This window comes from Acinetobacter sp. YH12254, assembly GCF_013417415.1.
In the GTDB taxonomy this organism is placed as follows: Bacteria; Pseudomonadota; Gammaproteobacteria; order Pseudomonadales; family Moraxellaceae; genus Acinetobacter; species Acinetobacter pseudolwoffii.
On record NZ_VPEB01000001.1, the window covers coordinates 46,001 to 66,053 of the forward strand.

At 46.1% G+C, this 20,053-nt stretch carries 19 protein-coding genes; 12 read left to right on the top strand and 7 right to left on the bottom strand.

What is annotated here, in order from left to right; genetic code table 11:
• Window positions 1–216 precede the first annotated feature (216 nt).
• Entirely contained in the window at window positions 217–552 is a 336-nt protein-coding gene (gene aciT, locus FTV29_RS00235) for a ciprofloxacin tolerance protein AciT (protein ID WP_074383829.1), read from the top strand.
• 140 nt (window positions 553–692) lie between these two features.
• Window positions 693–1,172, top strand: coding sequence for an SCP2 sterol-binding domain-containing protein (locus FTV29_RS00240; protein ID WP_005173328.1), 480 nt, complete (start codon window positions 693–695; stop codon window positions 1,170–1,172).
• 304 nt (window positions 1,173–1,476) lie between these two features.
• Here the strand turns inward: FTV29_RS00240 and dtd are convergent, their stop codons facing one another.
• The gene (gene dtd, locus FTV29_RS00245) at window positions 1,477–1,917 is read right to left on the bottom strand and encodes a D-aminoacyl-tRNA deacylase (RefSeq protein WP_180074928.1); all 441 of its coding nucleotides are present in this window, start codon (window positions 1,915–1,917) and stop codon (window positions 1,477–1,479) included.
• Between the two features lie 228 nt (window positions 1,918–2,145).
• On the opposite strand from dtd, the gene FTV29_RS00250 reads away from it, so the two are divergent.
• The 5 genes from FTV29_RS00250 (at window position 2,146) to asd (ending at window position 7,583) form a co-directional block, all read left to right on the top strand.
• Window positions 2,146–3,660 carry a catalase gene (locus FTV29_RS00250; RefSeq protein WP_179999544.1) on the top strand — a complete coding sequence of 505 codons (1,515 nt, stop codon included), beginning with the start codon at window positions 2,146–2,148 and terminating at the stop codon, window positions 3,658–3,660.
• Window positions 3,661–3,847: 187 nt separating this feature from the next.
• Window positions 3,848–4,378, top strand: coding sequence for an ankyrin repeat domain-containing protein (locus FTV29_RS00255; protein ID WP_180074929.1), 531 nt, complete (start codon window positions 3,848–3,850; stop codon window positions 4,376–4,378).
• A gap of 118 nt (window positions 4,379–4,496) precedes the next feature.
• Window positions 4,497–5,702, top strand: coding sequence for a nicotinate phosphoribosyltransferase (gene pncB / locus FTV29_RS00260; protein WP_074383833.1), 1,206 nt, complete (start codon window positions 4,497–4,499; stop codon window positions 5,700–5,702).
• A gap of 184 nt (window positions 5,703–5,886) precedes the next feature.
• On the top strand, window positions 5,887–6,735 hold the full coding sequence (locus tag FTV29_RS00265) for a sulfurtransferase (protein ID WP_180074930.1): 849 nt from the start codon (window positions 5,887–5,889) through the stop codon (window positions 6,733–6,735).
• Window positions 6,732–7,583, top strand: a complete 852-nt coding sequence (asd, locus tag FTV29_RS00270; RefSeq protein ID WP_005173321.1) for an archaetidylserine decarboxylase — start codon at window positions 6,732–6,734, stop codon at window positions 7,581–7,583. Before FTV29_RS00265 ends, asd begins: the two co-directional genes overlap by 4 nt.
• Window positions 7,584–7,746: 163 nt before the next feature.
• Here the strand turns inward: asd and FTV29_RS00275 are convergent, their stop codons facing one another.
• Both FTV29_RS00275 and argS read right to left on the bottom strand, forming a co-directional pair.
• Window positions 7,747–8,361, bottom strand: coding sequence for an SPOR domain-containing protein (locus tag FTV29_RS00275; RefSeq protein ID WP_074383835.1), 615 nt, complete (start codon window positions 8,359–8,361; stop codon window positions 7,747–7,749).
• Window positions 8,362–8,668: 307 nt separating this feature from the next.
• A complete protein-coding gene (gene argS, locus FTV29_RS00280; RefSeq protein WP_005173319.1) occupies window positions 8,669–10,459 on the bottom strand; it encodes an arginine--tRNA ligase in 1,791 nt (596 codons plus the stop codon).
• Between the two features lie 259 nt (window positions 10,460–10,718).
• Between argS and FTV29_RS00285 the strand changes: the two genes are divergently transcribed.
• Entirely contained in the window at window positions 10,719–11,006 is a 288-nt protein-coding gene (locus tag FTV29_RS00285; protein WP_044108798.1) for a DUF2798 domain-containing protein, read from the top strand.
• 81 nt (window positions 11,007–11,087) lie between these two features.
• Here the strand turns inward: FTV29_RS00285 and FTV29_RS00290 are convergent, their stop codons facing one another.
• From FTV29_RS00290 to FTV29_RS00300, 3 genes are read right to left on the bottom strand one after another with little or no spacing between them, the layout of a single operon-like run.
• The gene (locus FTV29_RS00290; RefSeq protein ID WP_180074931.1) at window positions 11,088–12,389 is read right to left on the bottom strand and encodes a DUF445 domain-containing protein; all 1,302 of its coding nucleotides are present in this window, start codon (window positions 12,387–12,389) and stop codon (window positions 11,088–11,090) included.
• 11 nt (window positions 12,390–12,400) lie between these two features.
• Entirely contained in the window at window positions 12,401–12,952 is a 552-nt protein-coding gene (locus FTV29_RS00295) for a hypothetical protein (protein ID WP_180074932.1), read from the bottom strand.
• A gap of 52 nt (window positions 12,953–13,004) precedes the next feature.
• On the bottom strand, window positions 13,005–13,544 hold the full coding sequence (locus tag FTV29_RS00300) for a DUF924 family protein (protein ID WP_180001032.1): 540 nt from the start codon (window positions 13,542–13,544) through the stop codon (window positions 13,005–13,007).
• A gap of 211 nt (window positions 13,545–13,755) precedes the next feature.
• Here FTV29_RS00300 and gshA point away from each other — a divergent pair, with 211 nt between their 5' ends.
• Both gshA and FTV29_RS00310 read left to right on the top strand, forming a co-directional pair.
• Window positions 13,756–15,333, top strand: a complete 1,578-nt coding sequence (gene gshA / locus FTV29_RS00305) for a glutamate--cysteine ligase (RefSeq protein WP_180074933.1) — start codon at window positions 13,756–13,758, stop codon at window positions 15,331–15,333.
• A gap of 18 nt (window positions 15,334–15,351) precedes the next feature.
• Window positions 15,352–15,879 carry a disulfide bond formation protein B gene (locus tag FTV29_RS00310; RefSeq protein WP_180072386.1) on the top strand — a complete coding sequence of 176 codons (528 nt, stop codon included), beginning with the start codon at window positions 15,352–15,354 and terminating at the stop codon, window positions 15,877–15,879.
• A gap of 52 nt (window positions 15,880–15,931) precedes the next feature.
• On the opposite strand, the gene FTV29_RS00315 is transcribed toward FTV29_RS00310, so the two are convergent.
• Window positions 15,932–17,263: a hypothetical protein gene (locus FTV29_RS00315; RefSeq protein WP_180072388.1), complete on the bottom strand. Its 1,332-nt coding sequence runs from the start codon at window positions 17,261–17,263 to the stop codon at window positions 15,932–15,934.
• A 246-nt stretch (window positions 17,264–17,509) separates the two neighbouring features.
• Here FTV29_RS00315 and FTV29_RS00320 point away from each other — a divergent pair, with 246 nt between their 5' ends.
• Both FTV29_RS00320 and parE read left to right on the top strand, forming a co-directional pair.
• Window positions 17,510–18,103: a YqiA/YcfP family alpha/beta fold hydrolase gene (locus tag FTV29_RS00320; protein ID WP_180072390.1), complete on the top strand. Its 594-nt coding sequence runs from the start codon at window positions 17,510–17,512 to the stop codon at window positions 18,101–18,103.
• 1 nt (window position 18,104) lies between these two features.
• Window positions 18,105–19,985, top strand: a complete 1,881-nt coding sequence (parE, locus tag FTV29_RS00325; RefSeq protein ID WP_005094965.1) for a DNA topoisomerase IV subunit B — start codon at window positions 18,105–18,107, stop codon at window positions 19,983–19,985.
• Window positions 19,986–20,053: the final 68 nt, after the last annotated feature.

The window sequence follows — 20,053 nt, forward strand, 5'->3', positions numbered from 1 at the left end:
AATGCCAAAAGCAAAAAATGTAATGACAATATAATATCGCGACAAAGTATGTCGTGAGACCAGATCACAGGACTTTTTTTATGCAAAAAACTCAGCATAATGCAGGCATAGAGATACAAATCAACAGATTCCATTTTATTGATTGAACGAAATTCAATAGATAGAACCGTTGCAATATCAAACAGGCAAACTATCTATTTGGATGGAGGGGTTTATATGGTAACAGCGAATTTAGCAACGATCGTGGGCTTCAGTTTAGTCGCTGCAGCTGTAGTTGCTGTGTTCTTCTCGCCTTATCGTCGCTGGTTGAGTTTTATGGCAGCCGGGATGTTGGTCTGGGGCTTGATTGAGATGATTCGTGTAGGCACACAAGCCTGGTTTGATCTGCCAATGACCTATAGTTATCTGAGTGCATTGACAGCAGTCATGATGGTGGTCACTTTCTTATTATTGCGTGAAGACCGTCGTGCAGAGCGTGCCTTGGCAAAACGCCGTTGTATCGAACATACGCCAGTCTATGAAGATGATCAGCAGCAGCTTTCGAGCCGTTAAGTCTACAAATCGCAAAGAAAAAATGCACCCACGGGTGCATTTTTTAGCTTAGAAATATGATACAAACTGCTTAATCAACCTAGCCAAGAATTATGCTAGGATATTTGTCAATTTTCGTACAATTAGAATAGGCATCCTCCATGAAACTGTCGTCCATTCCTGTGTTAAAACTTCCTCTTATTGATATGAGTACAGATCCACTGGACTTGTTGGTCGCGGGTCTGGCTTTACGTATGAAGCAATTGGCACGTACCAGCCCAAAATTTATTGAACTGGTACATGAGCGTCAATTCCGGATCCAGATTGGCACAGATGAAGGTATGGCACGTCAGATCATTGTCAATAATGGCCAGATTGAGACGGTTTCAGGTGATGCAGAGAAAGCAGATTTTGTATTGCAGTTTGCTGATAGTGAACAGGGTGTAAAGACCTTGGTCAAAGGTGACCCGACAGCATTCATGACGGGTATGCAAAGTGGCACCATCAAAATGGAAGGTGACTTTGGCCTGCTGGTCTGGTTTAACCAGGTGGCGAAGATGATTCCACCCAAATTGCCCAAACCGGTCAAAGAAAAAATTAAATTTGCCCGGGCGTTTATTAAAGAAAAAACGGGTAAATAAAACTCTGCTCCTGACTTCCTCTCCTTTTTCAAGGAGGGCTGAGGGCAGGATTCAGCCAGTTTCAATCTGGGTAATGCCAGTCAGTTAGGGAGTTTAGATCTAAGCTCCTTAATTTTTTAAATCTTTTGCAGAAACAATTATTTTCTAATCTTGCGGTACAATACACCTGATGCCCCAGACCGTTGGGGATGAGGTTTCCAGCTACCCCATATCATTATGAATAACAATAATAAAAAACCAGACAGTTTCCTGCCTGATCTCGATTACTGAATCTGAGGGCTTTTTAATGTGGAAAATAATGTCGCTATTCAACTTCTAAATTAAAGGTCACCGGCCCATCATTGACCAAATGTACTTTCATATCCGCTGCAAAAATACCAGTTTGTACATGTTCAAATTGTGACTTTGCATAGTCAACCAGTTGCTCATACAGCTCTTTTGCAGCAGCAGGTGGCATGGCAGGGCCAAAATCTGGACGTAAACCTTTTTGGGTTTGCGCCATCAGGGTAAATTGCGAAACCAGTAACAAACCGCCATTGGCCTGACTGACATTCCAGCCCATCTTACCTTGTTCATCATCAAAGAATCGGTATTTCAATATCTTATCAATCAGCTTTTTACCTTTTTCCAGATTGTCGTCCTTGCTCAGACCCAGAAAAACCAGAATTCCTTTATTTATTTCGCCCGTGGTTTCACCCTCGACCACGACTTTAGCTTCTAAAACTCTTTGTAATAAGGCACGCATTTTACATATTGACTGATAACGATAGATGGGCGTGATTGTAACAAGAATAAAACCTGAAGCAGTATCAGATGCTAATTTTTATGAGTTTTAAATATTTGAAAATCAATTGATTAATTTTTATAAATTCATTAAAACGATTGAAGTGATAAAAATAATCTGTTTTAACAATTTTTAGTTTTTATATATCTTAGCACCTGCAGGAAAGGTAATAAATTGAGAGATTTAGAAATGTTTAAGCGTTCATTACTGGTTGCAATGCTTGCAACTGTCACAGCCACACAAGCTGCTCCTCTAACTAAAGACAATGGCGCGCCAGTCGGTGATAACCAGAACTCAATCACAGCAGGCCCAAATGGTTCAGTCTTGCTTCAAGACGTTCAATTGGTACAAAAACTACAACGTTTTGGTCGTGAGCGTATTCCGGAGCGTGTGGTACATGCGCGTGGTACAGGGGCTTATGGTGAATTCGTTGCAACTAAAGACCTGTCTGACTTAACAATTGCTTCTCTATTCAAGACCGGTACTAAGACTCCAGTTTTTGTCCGTATGTCTACGGTAATTCATGGTAAAGGTTCACCGGAAACCCTACGTGACCCACACGGTTTCGCGATCAAGTTCTATACTCAAGAAGGGAATTGGGATCTGGTCGGTAACCAGACACCGGTATTCTTCATCCGTGATGCGATCAAATTCCCGGACTTCATTCATGCAATGAAGCCAAGCCCGGTGACAAACGTACAAGATGCCAACCGTGTATTTGACTTCCTTTCGAGCCAGCCATGGGCTACCAACATGCTGACTTATGTGTACGGCAAACAAGGTGTGCCTACCAGCTACCGCGAACAGGATGGTTTCGGTGTACATGCTTACAAGCTATATAACGACAAGGGCGAATACAAATATGTGAAATTCAACTTCCGCTCGCAACAAGGCGTGAAGGGTTTGAATGTGAAAGAAGCTGCCGTGCAACAGGGCAAAGACTTCAATCACTTGACCAATGATCTTTATAACAACATTTATGCCGGCAACTTCCCGAAATGGGATCTGTATATCCAGGTACTGGATCCAAAAGATCTCGGCAAGTTTGATTTTGATCCACTTGATCCCACCAAGATCTGGCCAACTGACTTAGTTCCAGAAGTGAAAGTGGGGACATTGACCCTGAACCGCATGCCAAAGAATTTCTTCAATGAGACTGAACAGTCGGCATTTGCACCAGGTAATCTGGTTCCGGGTATTGAGCCATCGGAAGACCGTCTGCTACAAGGCCGTATCTTCTCTTACTCAGATACGCAAATGTATCGTCTGGGTGTGAATCACCAGCAACTTCCGGTGAACCGTCCAGTGGTTGCTGTAAATAACAACAACCAGGAAGGTTATATGAACGTATCTGAGCGTGACTCGGATGTGAACTATGAGCCAAGCCGCAAAGAGCCAAAAGCTGCAACTGCAAAAGCACGTGCGGTACAAACACCATTATCGGGTCATGTACAGCAAATCGGTGTGAAAGAGCAGAACTTCAAGCAGGCAGGTGAGCTGTACCGCTCGTATACTGCCAAAGAGAAAGATGACCTGATTATGAACCTGGCTGCGGACTTAGGTGCAGTAAAAGATTCAGAAACCAAGCACATCATGTTGTCTTATTTCTACAAGGCAGATGCCGACTACGGTACACGTATGACCAAAGCGGTGAAGGGCAACATCGCAACGGTCAAAGCCAAAGCAGCACAACTCAAAGACTGATTTCGATTGGTCGATCAGGATTGGTGACTAGGGTTTAAGAATTCACCTCCGCAAAGTCCTGTAGAACTCCAAACCTTTCCTGCACCCTAGGGGGAGTTCTACAGGCACTCCGTTTTACTCATCTTATCTAATCTGAATAGAATCATTTTCGATTCATGTTTCTATTTGATTTCTGTTGGAGTTCATCATGAAAGCTATGCAGCATGCAGTTTTAGCCAGTATTCTTGCGATAGGTTCCATATTCGCAAACGTGGCCACCGCCAAGGAGATCTCCCCTGCTAAAACTGTGGACAATATTCAGATGAGCTCACAACAGGAATTAGTTGCATTGTTTTTTGCCGCAGCCAAAACCGGCAATGACGAAGTGATTCATGAATTTCTCAAGTATGGTTTTCCGGTTGATGTACGCAATAGTGCCGGTTTTACCCCACTGATGATGGCGACCTATTATGGTCATCAAACTATTGTGACGACCTTGCTCAATCATGGTGCTGATCGCTGCGCCCGCGACAATAAAGGCAATACCGCATTGATGGGGGCACTGTTTAAAATGGAACTTGCGATTGCCAAACAGCTGCGTCAGGTCGACTGTGATGCCCAAGCCAAGCAGACCGGGCAAAAGACCACAGCCGAATTTGCCAAGGTGATTGGTCAGGAAAAACAGCTGCAGAAAATCATTCAGGAACAGGGGAAAATCCCAGGCCAGTTGCCGAAATAAAACCCCTTATACTCTGATACTTTTGTCGCGAATTCAGCTAGCTGTACGTAAATCCTGCAATATTGCATAAAATTTTATGCTTTAATGTTGAGATAAGCACAGCGATATTTCCTTAGTTATGGCTCCAATTATCCGTTCCCTGTTAGATACTGACTTGTACAAATTCACCATGTTACAAGTGGTATTACACAAGTTTCCGCAAACGCATAGTGTCTACCATTTTCGTTGTCGTAATCTGGAAGATACAGTCTATCCACTGACGGATATTCTGGATGATCTCAATCATCAACTTGATCTGTTGTGTCAGCTCAACTTTAAAGAAGACGAGTTGCAATATTTAAGAAGTCTGCGTTTTATCAAGAGCGATTTCGTCGATTATCTGGAACTGTTTCAACTGAAACGCCGTTTTATTCAGGCCAGTATCGATAGCGAAGGTCGTTTAGACATTAAAGTTGAAGGCCCGATGGTTCAGGCGATGATGTTTGAAATCTTCGTACTGGCAATTGTCAATGAACTGTATTTTAGCCGGATCCGTAGTCCTGAAGTGCTGGCTGAAGGTGAGCGCCGTTTACAGGCAAAAATACAATTATTAAAAGAATACGATGCATCGCAACATCCACATGATCCGCCATTTTTAGTGTCGGATTTTGGGACACGTCGCCGTTATAGTTTCGAATGGCAAAAGCATGTGGTAGAAGAATTCAACAAGGCTGCACCACATGTCTTCCGTGGTACCAGTAATGTGTTATTGGCCAAAGAGCTGGGAATTACCCCGATTGGTACCATGGCGCATGAATTCCTGCAAGCATTTCAGGCGCTTGACGTGCGTCTGCGTAATTTCCAGAAATCTGCACTGGAAACCTGGGTACAGGAATATCGTGGTGATTTAGGCATTGCCCTGACCGATGTGGTCGGTATGGATGCTTTCCTGCGTGATTTTGACCTGTATTTTGCCAAACTGTTTGATGGCCTGCGTCATGACAGTGGCGATCCCTATGTTTGGGGCGACAAGGCCTATGCACATTATAAAAAACTGAAAATTGACAGCAAAACCAAAATGCTGACCTTCAGTGATGGTCTGAATCTGGAAAAAGCCTGGAAACTGCATCAATACTTTAAAGACCGTTTTCAGGTCAGTTTCGGGATTGGCACCAACCTGACCAACGACATGGGCCAAACCCCCTTAAATATCGTATTGAAACTGGTGGAATGTAACCGTCAGTCGGTGGCAAAAATTTCAGACAGCCCGGGCAAAACCATGACCGATAATGATACTTTCCTGGCTTATTTGCGTCAGGTTTTCGAGATCACTGAACCTGCTTAAGCACATTTTAGACATGAGTAATTTTAAAAACCGCTTCGTTACAGGGGCGGTTTTTTTTATACAAGATGGCTTTTTAGCATGACTTATCTAAAATCCTGCTAATCATCTTAAAAGAAACCGCATAAGTGTAAAAATGAGCTGTGCTAAGATCAAAACAATTTGACCCATCATAGCCATGATAACGATGACAGCTTCAGCTTTTAATTTTGGTCTGCTGATCGAGGCAGAAGATTTAGTTCCCTATTTGGGCCATGAAAAACTTCGTATTGTCGACCTCAGCCGGGCTTCTGTGTATGAGCAGTTGCATATTCCACATGCTCTGCATTTACAACCCAAGCTGCTGGTTCGTCAGGAAGAGCATACGATGGGGCTATTGCCGGATGTAGAAGGCTTGCAGGCCCTCATTGCTTATCTGAATATTTCGCCTGAGCATCATGTGGTGGCCTATGATGATGAGGGTGGGGCGTGGGCTGGGCGTCTACTCTGGAATCTGCATTGTCTGGGTTTTAAAAATACCAGCCTATTGAATGGCGGGATTCATGCCTGGCTAGGTGCAGGTTTGCCAACCTCGTCCGATCAGGAAATATTTAGCCCGGTGAGTCATTTAGTTCCTGTCAATCTCGAGCAAAAATCAGAGTTTCAGATTGGCTATGATGAATTACACCAGCTCATTGAAAATGAAAAAGTTCAACTGTGGGATTGCCGCACTGAAGATGAATATACTGGCCTGCGTCTGGCAGCGCGCCGCGGCGGTCATATTCCGGGAGCACGTCATTTTGAATGGAGTACTGCCCTTAACCGGCAAAATCATTTAAAATTGCAGCCTTTACCACGTACTCAGCAGCGTCTGGAACAACTGGGCTTTGATTTGACTCAGCCGGTTGTGGTGTATTGCCAGTCCCATCATCGCTCAGGTTTGGCCTATATTCTGGGCCGTTTACTGGGCTGGAAAATTCGAGCCTATGATGGTGCGTGGAGTGAATGGGGCAATCGCCTCAATAGTCCAATCGCTACAGGGGAGGTGCCATCTTGAGCATCACATCACGTTTAAAACAACAGTTTTTTATTAAAGCTCAACGATTAGTACCGCAACATCGCCTGTCTCGTGTGGTCGGCAAAATTGCTGCCAGCGAAAACCCGATTATCAAAACGGCTGTAATTACTGCCTTTAAGGCACAGTACGGCATTGATATGTCGATTGCTGAACAGGCCAATGCCTTGAAATTCAAATCATTTAATGAATTCTTTACCCGTGCCCTGAAACAAGGGATTCGTGCAGTTGATCCAGATGCCAGCAGCATTGTTTCACCTGCGGATGGGGCGATCTCCCAGCTGGGTAAAATTGAAAATGGCGATGTGTTTCAGGCCAAAGGTCAAAAATTTACTGTAGAAGCGCTGATTGCTGACCCGCAACTGGCTGAACCCTTCAAGAATGGTGAATTTGCGACAGTATATTTGTCACCACGTGATTATCACCGTGTGCATATGCCATTTGCAGGGACTTTGACTGAAACTTTATATGTACCGGGGGAACTGTTCTCGGTCAATCAGGTCACGGCAGAAAACATTCCGGGTCTGTTTGCCCGCAATGAACGCATGGTCTGCCTGTTTGATACTGAAATTGGCCGTATGGCCGTGGTCTTGGTGGGTGCAATGATTGTGGCTGGTATTGAAACGGTGGCTACTGGCAAGGTTAAACCTTCTGGTCGGATCGAGTTAAACCAGCATGATCTGTTCCTGGAAAAAGGTGCGGAACTGGGCCGGTTCTACCTTGGTTCAACTGCAGTGATTTTATTTGAAGAACATAAAATGCAGTGGGATGCCGCGTTCAAGGCCAATTCTTTGGTGAATATGGGTGAAGCATTGGGGCATACGGTTTAAAGATTTTAGCCTCTTGTATCCTCCCCCTTTTTCAAAGGGGGATCGAGGGGGATTAATCCTGAATGATATAAATCCTCCCTTGCGGAGCAATGCTCCTCACCCTTTTCCAAAGGGGGAAGGATACAAAAAAAGCGCCATCAGGCGCTTTTTCTCATTTAAATCTTTAGCGTTTCACCACAATCGAATCAATGCCACTGTGTTGCAAGGTCTGCTGGGCAATCAGTGCCGCATCAGCCGAGTCATAAGGGCCTGAGACCACGCGATACCAGACTTTGCCATTTTCTACGCTTCTGACCACATCAGCAGACAGGCCATTCAGAATAATTTCCGCACGGCGGGCATCGGCCTGATCCGGATCATCAAAGCTGCGTACTTGCAGAATATAGCTGACCGGAGCTGTAACCGGTGCTTCGCTGACTTCTAAGCCAGGTTCAGTGCTTGCTGCAGCTTCAGGAACTTCAGGTCGAGGTGCTTCTACAATCACCACAGTATCCTGTCTTTTAGCTTCAGGTACCGCCTGTTCAGGAATCGGAGTTACTTGTTGTTGTGGCAACAAATCGTAAAAACGGTAATCCTTATTGGTGTCTTCTTCCTGGACAGATGCTGCAGTCGTTTGAGTTTTAGGCTTAACCGGTTCCCATGGCTTCCACAACATCAGTGCCATTAAAAAACTCAACACGATTAAAATGATCACGAGTGTGCCGAGCCAGGTCGGAATCAGTGGCTTTTTAGGCTTATTCGGTCTTTCAGATACACCGCGTTGCGTTTTTCCAAACACTTGGGATTTCCTCTATATGGGGTTGCCTCATAGAAAAGGCATAACAGTGGTTATGCCTGACTATTATTTCATCCTATGTGATTAAGATCCAAATGTCATTATTTAGATCAAACTGCACACCAGATTTATACTTGAGCTATTTTTCAAATAGCTGGCAGAATCTAGCCAGGTATTTTTTGAACAGCTAAAACAACAGTTTTCGTTGTGGCCTCGAGTAGAGCTTTTGTCTTGCGAGCATGCAAAACAATCTATACATGCTTACTCAAGCGAAGCTTTCGCCTTGCGAGCATGCAAAGCGGTGCTTTGCTTACATGCTCTCAGGCGCAGACACACCTAAAAGTTCTAAGCCATTACGCAATACCTGACGTACGTTCACTGATAACAGTAAGCGCGCCTGAGTCAGTTCAGCATCATCACCGAGTACTTTATTGTCGTTGTACCAGCCGTGGAACAAGGCTGCCAGCTCTTTCAGGTAGTTGCCGATTTGATGTGGCTCATGGCTGTTTGCAGCACGCACCAGAATTTCTGGATAGGCAGCCAGTTTAGCCAGAACTTCAGTTTCAGCATCCAGCTCGAGTCGGGCCGCCAGAGTACGCGCTGCCGCAGCGTCAAAATTCACGCCTGTAGAGGCCGCTTTTTCTAACATACGGCAGATTCGGGCATGCGCATACTGGATGTAATATACAGCGTTGTCTTTGCTTTGCGACACCGCTAAGTCTAGATCGAAATCGATGTGTTGTTCAGATTTACGCATCACATAGTAGAAACGTGCAGCATCGTTGCCGACTTCTTTGCGCAGATCACGCAAGGTCACGAACTGACCTGAACGAGATGACATTTGTACCATCTCGCCACCGCGCCACAGGCTGACAAACTGAACCAGAAGCACCGTTAATTTCTTCGAGTCATAGCCCATCGCATCAATCGCTGCTTTCACACGTGCGATATAACCGTGGTGATCGGAACCCCAGATATCAATAATATCGGTATAGCCACGTTGTAATTTATTCAGGTGATAGGCAATGTCAGAGGCAAAGTAGGTGGTCTGGCCATTACGGCGTTTCACCACACGGTCTTTTTCATCACCAAATTCAGTCGACTTGAACCAGATATTGCCATCTTTTTCGTACAGGAAACCACGTTGATCTAAGGTCTGTAAGGCTTCTTCAATTTTGTCGGTTAATGATTCTTCGCTGAACCATTGGTTGAAAGTGACACCAAATTCGCCCAGGTCATCTTTAATATCATCCAGAATCGCTTTGAGTGCTGCCTGTAGGAAGACACGATAGCCTGTACCAATCAATGCCTGAGAATTAAAGATCAAACCATCAATGTGCTTTTCTTTGTCGCCAGACACCACCACTTTGTTGCCATCTGCATCCAGTTCAGCAGCGAATTGCACATCTTCCGGTACATCTTTATACACATCCGCAACCGGGCGGACATAAGCATCGCCATCCTGGTCAATAATGCTTTGCGCGATTTCTTTGACATAGTCGCCTTGGTAAGCATTTTTCGGGAAGACCAGTTCCTGACCATTTAACTCTAAATAACGCAGGTAAGTTGAAGTGGCCAGAATGTCCATTTGACGGCCAGCATCATTGACATAGTATTCGCGATCTACTTTGGCACCAGTCGCCTCTAAAAGATTGGCAACGGTCATGCCATACGCGGCACCACGACCATGACCCACGTGCAGACTAGAGGTCGGATTGGCAGAGACAAATTCAACCTGAATGCGTTTGTCCGCATTGACCTGGGTGCGACCATAAGCATCTTGCTGTGCTTGAATTTGATCGAGTACCACAAAGCGCTGGTCTGCATTGAGGAAGAAGTTAATAAAACCAGGACCTGCGATTTCCGCTTTGCTGATATCTGCCACTTCAGGAAGAACAGCAAGCATTTTTTCTGCTAAATCACGCGGCTTCATACCCGCAGCTTTAGAGGCAATCATCGCGATATTTGAGGCGAAATCACCGTGTGTTCGGTCTTTGGTACGCGTCAAACTACTGCTGTTTTTCCAGTCAGATGGGAGGACACCTTCAGCTTGAAGGGATTGCACTGCATGTTCTAGAGCTGCTTGGATTGCCGTGTTCATAATCAGTCGAAAATAGAGATCGCAGAAAAACAGCAAATATAGCAAATTTCCGGCTGTTTAGGTAAAAGCATTTCTAGGGAATAAAAAGTAGAGGGTCACTTCGTCAGAAGTTTTTGACTAAAGAAAGGGAAAATAAACAGATTAATCCCATGAAAATAAAATCAGTTTTCAGCTCAACACTTCAGATGAAAAAAACAATGCTTCACCGTACAGAATTTGGCTTATATTAGTCATCTGAAAACAGTAAAAAGAGCATGTCGTGGCTGCATCACAACGTCCGACCATTATCGGTCATATTCCTAAACTTCCTGCAAAATGGGCATTGATTATTGTGCCTTTTATCCTGTCCTGCCTGATGAGTGGCATCATTTCCATGATCAATATGCTGCGCAATCTTGGCTGGATTGATGGATTTATGGCACTCTGGTTTCATAACTGGATGATTTCCTGGGCGATTGCTTTTCCGATTGTGGTGACCTTATTGCCGTTCGTGCGCAAATTCACTGGGCTATTGGTCGATATGTCCGGATCTCAGCCACCCAAATGATCATTTTTTAAATTTGATCTGGCTAGAGTCAATTCTTGGGCATTTTAAAAGTCGGGCTCTATGGGGCGAATAGTGTCATCTTTAAATTAAATGCTCTACCGCCGCCCGGATGATCCCGAGCACCAGACCGATACAGGCACCCACCACGACCCCATTGACCCGGATCATATGCAGGTCGCCGCCAACTTCATTTTCAATCTTGTCAATCATCTCGCTCGAATCCCATTCGTGAATGCGCTCGCTAATGAAACGAATCACTTTTTCACTGTACTGATCACTCAGATCCACCGCGATCCCGCTAAGACGTTTATTCAGCAGCTCACGTACCGAAGCATTCGAGATAATATTTTCTCCGACCTGCTGAATCGCAATTCTGAGATTCTCGGCAATACCGGAATCCGGTTTTTGCAAATCCTCTTTAATGGCATCACATAAAATCACCACGGCACCACTGATAAAATTCAGCACCTGCGGGCTATCGAGCAAGGCATCCTTGGTTTCATTCAGACGCTGGCTGGCTTCACTGTGGTTGTCGGCCAGTTGCAACATCCAGTGATGTCCAGTTTCCTCAATTTTAAGCCGCCAAGGATGATCCGGGTCGGCCAGCATCGCTTCAACCCTCTGAATGACAGAATCAATACTGCGTTGCTGTACATCAATTCCAATCCAGCTCGCGCCTTTGGCCAGTTTCCAGACTCCCATTTCCTTGAACAGGTTGCGGGTCAGTTCCCGGGTTTCTTCAGGATGTGAGCTCATCCAGGCATGTACCACGTCTAGGCCGCGTTGCAGTACATCCTGATGAAAATCATTTTCGAGTACGGCGCGCAGCATCTCGCTGGCCAGGGTATTGATCTGGGTGTTCTTGACCCATTGCACGCTATTATTCTGGATAAATCCGGCAATCTGTTCCTGCCCGACAAATTCGAAAACTTTAGGCACGGTTTGCTGAATGACCTGAGTCACTTGCACATTATTTTGCGGATTGGCCAGCCAGCGCCCCGCGGCCAGACTCAGGTCGGTACTGGCCAGACTGCGCTGTACAATTTGCGGAGAGAGAAAATTTTCCTGCACAAAACGGCCCATTGACTCTGCAATACGGGCCTTGTTGCGGGGAATGATTTCGGTATGGTCACGTAAAAATTTCGGGATCGGCAAGCGGCCAAAAGGATTACGGAACAGTACGGTAATCGCATACCAGTCAGCCAGACCACCGACCACACCGGCTTCTGCAGAGAGCATCAGGATATGAATCAGCCAGACATATTCGGGCAGCAGCTTGGCAGCAAGCATGAGTGCCAACCAGATCAGTACCGCGACCACCAGCGCGATGGTCGCAAAACGTTTACTGCGTTGTAAGTTCGGTGAGATACTCTCTGTCTGCATAGATCATCCTGTCAAGAGGGATTGGCCGGTTGCGGTTGCAGCACTGCGCCGGATGGACTTAGACCATATTTAGTCCCAAGTGACTGTAAAATCAAGCGCGCATCGAAAGCATCGCTAGGTGCCTGACCGGCTTTAAAGCATTCAATGGTATAGGCCACCTGAGCAGGATCCAGGGTGACAGTATAAGGACGGTCATAGAACGGGTCTGGCCAGAACCCCGGATAGCGACGGTAATAACCATATGGATAATAGCTCGGTGCCGGATAGACGATCGCCTGACGTGGCGGTTGCTGGGTACGATTACTTGGATCATTCAGCACTCTAAAGAACTGAAAGCCATTTTGCACAGTGGTCTGCGCGGCTTTGAGCAGGGTAATTTCCTCAGCCGTGCCAAAGCTCATATTGGGCCGGGCCTGAAACCCAATCCGATAGGTGTTGTTGTTGAGTGGCGTGGTACTGTATTGACCTAACTGATCAAAGCTTAAAGGCTTTGAGGGTGTCGTTGCACAGCCACTCAGACCCAGTACCGCAATGAGAGCCAGCCCGCAGAGGGTATATTTCATGTTCGATCTCCTGATGCAATGATCCAGTCCAGACAGCGGAGCTTAAAAACTCTTAAAAACTACTGTCTGGCTGGGTCAGGAAAGTTAATTCTTCCGCTGTCGATTCCCGGCCTAAAAGCTGGTTTCGATGCGGATAACGTCCGAAACGGTCAATAATCACTTTATGTCTTAGCTCATAGTCCAACACAGTTGGATTATCCAGCGCTTCAAACAGTTGCAATGCCACTTCATGGATACGTGCTGACTCACTGTGCATAAAGGGCATGTATAAAAAACGGCGGTAGACTGGATCAAGCGCTTGATCGAGTTTTAGCTGGATCATTTCCTGCGCCAGGACCAAAGCCATACCATCTTGAGCAAAAGCACGTGGATCATTGCGATATAAATTACGGGATAACTGATCCAGGATAATGATTTCGGCCACCCGGCCTGCTGGCGCTTCTCGCCAGGTCCATAATTCGCCTTGTGCAGCCTGCCGATGCAAGACGCTAAACTTTTCAGCCAGTAAGGCATCAAAGGCTGCGCTTTTAACAAACCAGTTCGGTTCTGCGGCCGGGGAAAACCAGAAGTCTAAAAAATCTTGATAATTCATATGCTTTATTGTTTGCCTCTGCTCATTTAATTATAAAATCACAAATTTCACATGTCTTATAGGGGAAGTTTGTGTTAAAAAATTGCCAAATTAAAAATCAATAGTTTGCCTGAAAACTAGACAGCCTATCATGTGCCGGCCAGAAATCACGTTATACTGATTAAACTGATGATTTTAATTTAATAGTTTAGCCCCTTTAAGCGAGATTGTAATGAGTCAACCTGAACCGACTTCCCCAAATGTGTTACCGACCTGGGTAGAGTCGTCACTCATCAAAGGCATGCTGCGTGGTATTGAGCGTGAAAGCTTACGTATGCAGAGTGATGGTTTCCTGTCACAGGCAGGGCATCCGCGTGCCTTGGGTTCAGCCTTGACTCATCCACATATCACCACAGACTATTCTGAAGCCTTAATGGAGTTCATTACGCCGCCGCAGGACACGATCAAAAAAGCCTTGGACTATCTCACTGATATTCACGCGATTGTGCATCGTCATCTGGAAAATGAGGAAAAACTCTGGCCGATGTCGATGCCCTGCATGCTGGATAGCCGCGATGAAAGTATTCCGTTGGCGCAGTATGGCAGCTCGAATATCGGCTTATTTAAAACCTTGTATCGTCATGGCTTGGGGGTGCGTTATGGTCGCCGTATGCAGACCATTTCAGGGGTGCATTATAACCTGTCTTTCCCGGATCATCTGTTCGAAGCCTTACAGCAGCAGGAGCAGGATGAAGCACTCAAGGACTTAAGCCTGCAGGATTATCGCAGCCACCGCTATATGGGGCTGATCCGTAACTTTATTCGTCTGACCCCACTGGTGATGTTCCTGGTCGGTGCCAGTCCGGCAGTCTGCCAGTGCTTTATGACCGGTCGTGATCATCATCTATTGCCCTTGGTAAAAGGCACCCTGTATACCCCTTATGCGACAGCATTGCGTATGGGACGATTTGGCTACCAGAACTCAGCCCAGAAACAGCTCGGCATTCACTATAATAACTTGCAAGACTATCTAGAAGGACTGCAAAAAGCAGTCAAAACGCCGTATAAACCCTTTAGTCGTCTTGGACTGAATGCAGCAGATGGCCAGCCGACTCAGATCAATGATCATGTGCTGCAAATCGAAAATGAATATTATAGTCTGGTACGTCCGAAGCAGGTGCCACAAGAGGGTGAAACCCCATCTCAAGCCCTGGAAAATCGCGGGATTGCCTATGTCGAGCTGCGGGCAGTCGATGTCAATCCATATAGCCCGATTGGCATCAATGAAGACACCGCCGGCTTCCTGGAAGTGGTGGCCTTGTATTGTTTATTGCAGGACAGTCCAGCACTTTTCGGTGAGGAGCAGGAGATCATTGAGCAGAATCAGACCGAAGTGGTAAATCGTGGCCGTGCGCCGAATGCTGCAATTCTGGCAGATGGTCAATGCTATCCGATTGAAGACTGGTGTGCCATGCATCTGCAACGCATGCAACCTCTGGCCGAGCTGCTCAATCAGACCTATGCAACCGATCTGTATAGCAATGCCATGAAGATGATGCAGATCCGGGTCGATGAAGTTGATGCGACTTTATCTGCCCTGGTGGTGGGCGATACACGCACTCAAGGCAGTATGTGGCACTTTGGCCAGCATCTCGCTCAGCAACATAGCAGTGTTTATGAAGCACATCAGCTTAGCCCGGAAACACTGGCTTATTTTGAAAAAATGTCACAAAAGTCATTGCAGCAACAACAGCAACTCGAGCAAGATAGCAGCGTCAGTTTTGCTGATTATTTAGCCCAATATCGATAAAAAATAAGAGGATTCACCATGCAATGGGGTTATCGCTTCGTGAGTGGTATGTTATTTTTGGCTGCTGTCATTGGAATGGCATTTGCCTTATATCTTGAGCATGTACAGGGCCTGGCGCCTTGTCCACTCTGTGTGTTTCAGCGTGTGGGATTAATTGGACTGGGGATCATCTCACTCATCGCATGTCTGCATAACCCTAAATCCAATATCATGAAGCGGCTCTATGCCTTGCTAGGTTCGCTGAGTATTTTATGGTCTGTGGGCGTTGCTGCCCGGCATGTCTGGTTACAGAATCTGCCACCGGATCAGGTGCCGAGCTGTGGTCCTGGCCTGGAATACTGGCTGGAAACCTTGCCAATGCAGTCAGTGTTGCAACAGGTACTCAATGGTTCTGGCGAGTGTGCCACCATTGACTGGACTTTCTTGGGGCAATCTTTGCCGGTCTGGTCTCTGATCTTCTTTAGTATTTTATTGCTGGTCAGTCTATGGCAACTGCTGCGTAAATATAAAACCGCACCTGTAAGACGACTGAGAGACAAATATTAATCAAGTTGCTATTAAAAGGCCCGCAATTGCGGGCTTTTTAATGTACTGAAAGTTAAGTCAGGGCAATACCTTCCAGACTGTCCAGATCCGTCATATATTCACGAATCTGGTCAAAGGCTGCATCTTCCAGACTTGGATAGAACCAGCGTGCCACCTGTTCCGCCACCAGCGGATGATATTGAATTTCAAAATGGTTCAGGCCATAGAAAATCGCCTTGTGTGCATCCGGCACTTTGAGCTGGAAACGCGGATTGGGATGCTCGCCCAGAGCACTCTTGATACTGACCAGATAGTCGCCAATCACATGCAAGGTCTTGTTCTTACGGTTTTCAAATTCGATCGTACCCGCAACCAGATAGGTATCGATATGCGAGGGAATCGGGGCCGGTTTACGGTTATCGTCCATGAAGCCGATCCGAAGCGGATTATGTTCCCAGTCATCATCACGGACGCTGCCATGGCGTAAATCCAGAATCCCGTTACTGCGAATATTGACCAGATGGCCAATCAGCCGGATCAGCGGGAAATGTCCAAGTTTGTCCTGCAAGCTAAAACCAAACCGTTCCAGTACTGCACCATGATGCGGTGAACCCAGACAAACCAGATTCTCTACCATATTGACCCAGTCATACACATTCTGCTTACCATAAAACAGCGCACTACGCGAGACCAGACCGCCCATGCTATGCCCGATCAGGTCAATACTGGTAATTCTCGGATTACGAGTGACCAGATCCTGCAAGGTATTGGCCAGGCTGCGACCATTGGCAGAAATCCGCCGTCCGGTGTTGTAGTTTAGATACAGCATGGTATTGCGGTCGCGCTGTGCCAGTAATTTTTCCCCGATTCCTTCATATTTGCGATTTGACCAGTCGAGATGGTTCATACATAAGCCATGCACGAATAGGGTAATCCGCCCGCTTAACTCGCCATTTTGCAATGAACCATAGTGGTCATAGATCACCATCGGCAGCGCCAAAGGGTTTTGATATTTCAGCAGATAATCCCCAATAATGCCATTTAAGGCACTGACCAGAAAATGCAAGGAAGGCGTCAGCGGCTTATTATGCAGTTTGGGAAAACGTTCAATAATCTGGCGTAGACCGGGTGCAATCAGGGTATTGCCATAATGAAACAGCATGTCATAGGACATTTGATAGAGCCGGGCAATCGATGGAATATTCTGAATTTTTTGTGAATTATTCTCACTTAAACCAAAAATACTCATTAAAATTTCACGCTGAATACTCTTGATCAGTTCCTGAATAACGTCGTTAAAGCGCGTCGTCACCAGCTGCGCCAGACCTTCCAGTACATCGGCCTGACTCGGTGGGGTTCGGTCCCAGCGACAATAGGTTTCATGTAACGGTGTCAAACTTGGCATCTGATGCTGTCCTTTCAATGAGCCGCATGATTTGTCATCTTTCTTTTTAAAGAACTTCGCGGTATAAATTCTTTTTCTTGTCGAGTTTCCAGATATTGAGGCCTTTATTCTAAAATAGCGAGAATTACAGAATACTTCTGGCTTTTTTGTCAGACAATTTAAGTAATTAACGGGTCTGATAATGTAGTGTACTTCACATTTTTTAAATTAAATTTTGATGATGAATGGGTTTTTTGTTGGTAGTTCATGAATATTATTTATTTGCATGGCTTTAAAAGTAATGCCCACTCGATCAAGGGGACATTGCTGCAACACTACTGTGCAAAATACTCCGGGGTTCAGGTGCATTTGCCTGATTTAAATATGTCGCCACTGGCTGCGATTCAGCAGCTTTCCGAGCGGATTCAGTCAATGCAAGATGTGGCGCTAGTGGGCAGCAGTCTCGGCGGATTCTATGCGACATATCTGGTCGCACAGCATGCTGTGCCTGCTATACTGATTAATCCGGCAATGCGACCATGGCAACTGTTTCGTGAACTGTTTGACGAGCAACTGCCTTTGCAGGTGCATCCGAACTGGTGTCTGGATGATGCAGATCTTCGACAACTGCAACAATTGGCCCTGCCAGTTGCACAAGATGCAGACAAAATACTGGTTCTACTGCAACAAGGCGATGAAGTTTTGGATTATCGTGAAGCACATCGTTATTATAGTGCTGCGCGTCCCCCTGCAATGCTGATGACCGAAGCGAATGGCAGTCACGGGATGGATGATTTTGCGGAGAAAATTCCGCTGCTCTTACAGTTTTTGTTGGACTGCATAAAAAAGGAAACCGAATAACGTGTCTCAATATACGGCTCAATCTCTTGAAGTTTTATCTGGTCTGGATCCGGTACGTCGTCGTCCGGGCATGTATACCGATACCTCTCGTCCGAACCATCTGGCGCAGGAAGTGATTGATAATGCTGTCGATGAGGCCTTAGCCGGACATGCCAACAAGATTACCGTCACGGTCTGTAAAGATGGTTCATTATCTGTCGAAGATAACGGTCGTGGTATGCCAGTCGATATTCATCCCGAATATGGTCAAAGTGGTATTGAAATCATCATGACCAAACTGCATGCCGGTGGTAAGTTCAGCACCGATAACTACCAGTTTTCCGGTGGTTTGCATGGCGTGGGGATTTCAGTCGTCAATGCGCTTTCGACCCGTGTAGAAGTTGAAGTTCAGCGTCAGGGCAACCTGTATAAAATGGCCTTTGAAAATGGTGAGCCGGTTGCACCCCTCGAAGTGCTGGCAGGCAAGGCACCTAAACGCGCCTCGGGAACTACGGTACATTTCTGGCCTGAAACCAAATACTTCGATTCACCCAAATTTGCCTTAAAAGCTTTAAAGCATAATCTCAAAGCCAAAGCGGTTTTGGCTGCGGGCTTACAGATCAATTATGTTGACCAGATCAATGACGAAAAGATCAGCTGGCAGTTTGAAAATGGTCTGGTCGACTATTTGATGGATGAGCTTGAGGATCGTGAAATCATTCCTGCACCGGCTTTTGTTGCAACAGGTGACGCTGAGCGTGCTAGTGCCGAGTTTGCGATTTGCTGGAATGTAGAAGGCGGCGATAGCATTCAGGAGTCCTATGTCAACCTGATTCCGACCGCGCAGGGCGGTACCCATGTCAATGGTTTACGTTCAGGCGTGACCGATGCCATGCGTGAATTCTGTGAGCTGCGTAATCTGTTGCCGCGTAATATGAAACTCTCTGCGGAAGATGTCTGGGATGGTGTCAACTATATTCTGTCGCTGAAATTCCAGGAGCCGCAGTTCTCGGGACAAACCAAAGAGCGTCTGTCGAGTCGTGAAGCCTCAGGTACGGTGCAAAATATTGCCAAAGATGCATTTGCACTCTGGCTAAACCAGAATTCTGATATCGCGATGCAACTGGCTGAAATGGCCATTTCTAAAGCGGGTCGCCGTTTAAAAGCCGCGAAAAAAGTAGAACGTAAAAAAATTGTGGCCGGTCCAACCTTGCCGGGTAAATTATCCGACTGTGTTGGACATGATCTGGATCAGTCGGAACTGTTTATTGTGGAAGGCGATTCTGCGGGTGGTTCTGCCAAACAGGCGCGTGATAAAAACTTCCAGGCGATCATGCCCATTCGCGGTAAAATTCTAAACACTTGGGAAGTCTCTTCGGATGAAGTTTTGGCATCGCAAGAAGTACATAACATCGCGATTGCGATCGGGGTCGATCCGGGTTCAGATGACCTGTCAGAACTACGTTATGGCAAAATCTGTATTCTGGCCGATGCCGATTCCGACGGTCTGCATATTGCAACTTTGCTCTGTGCCCTGTTCGTCAAGCATTTCCCAACCTTGGTGGAAGAAGGGCATTTATTCGTTGCCATGCCGCCCTTGTATCGGATTGATGACAACAAAGACGTGCACTATGCCCTGGATGATGACGAGCTCAATGGTATTTTGAAAAAATGCAAAAGCAAAAATCCGCAAATTACCCGATTCAAAGGTCTGGGCGAGATGAATGCCAGCCAGTTACGTGAAACGACCTTAGATCCAAATACACGCCGTTTGGTGCAGCTGGATTTGGATGATAGTCATTTTACCGCAGGTTTACTGGATAAGTTACTTGCGAAAAAACGTGCCAGTGACCGTAAGGAATGGTTAGAGCAAAAAGGCAATCTGGCAGATATTATTGTGTAATAGCACTCTTTTTTAGATCAAGAGCCCGCAACTGCGGGCTTTTTGCTGGCTTGAATCTAAGCCCTATT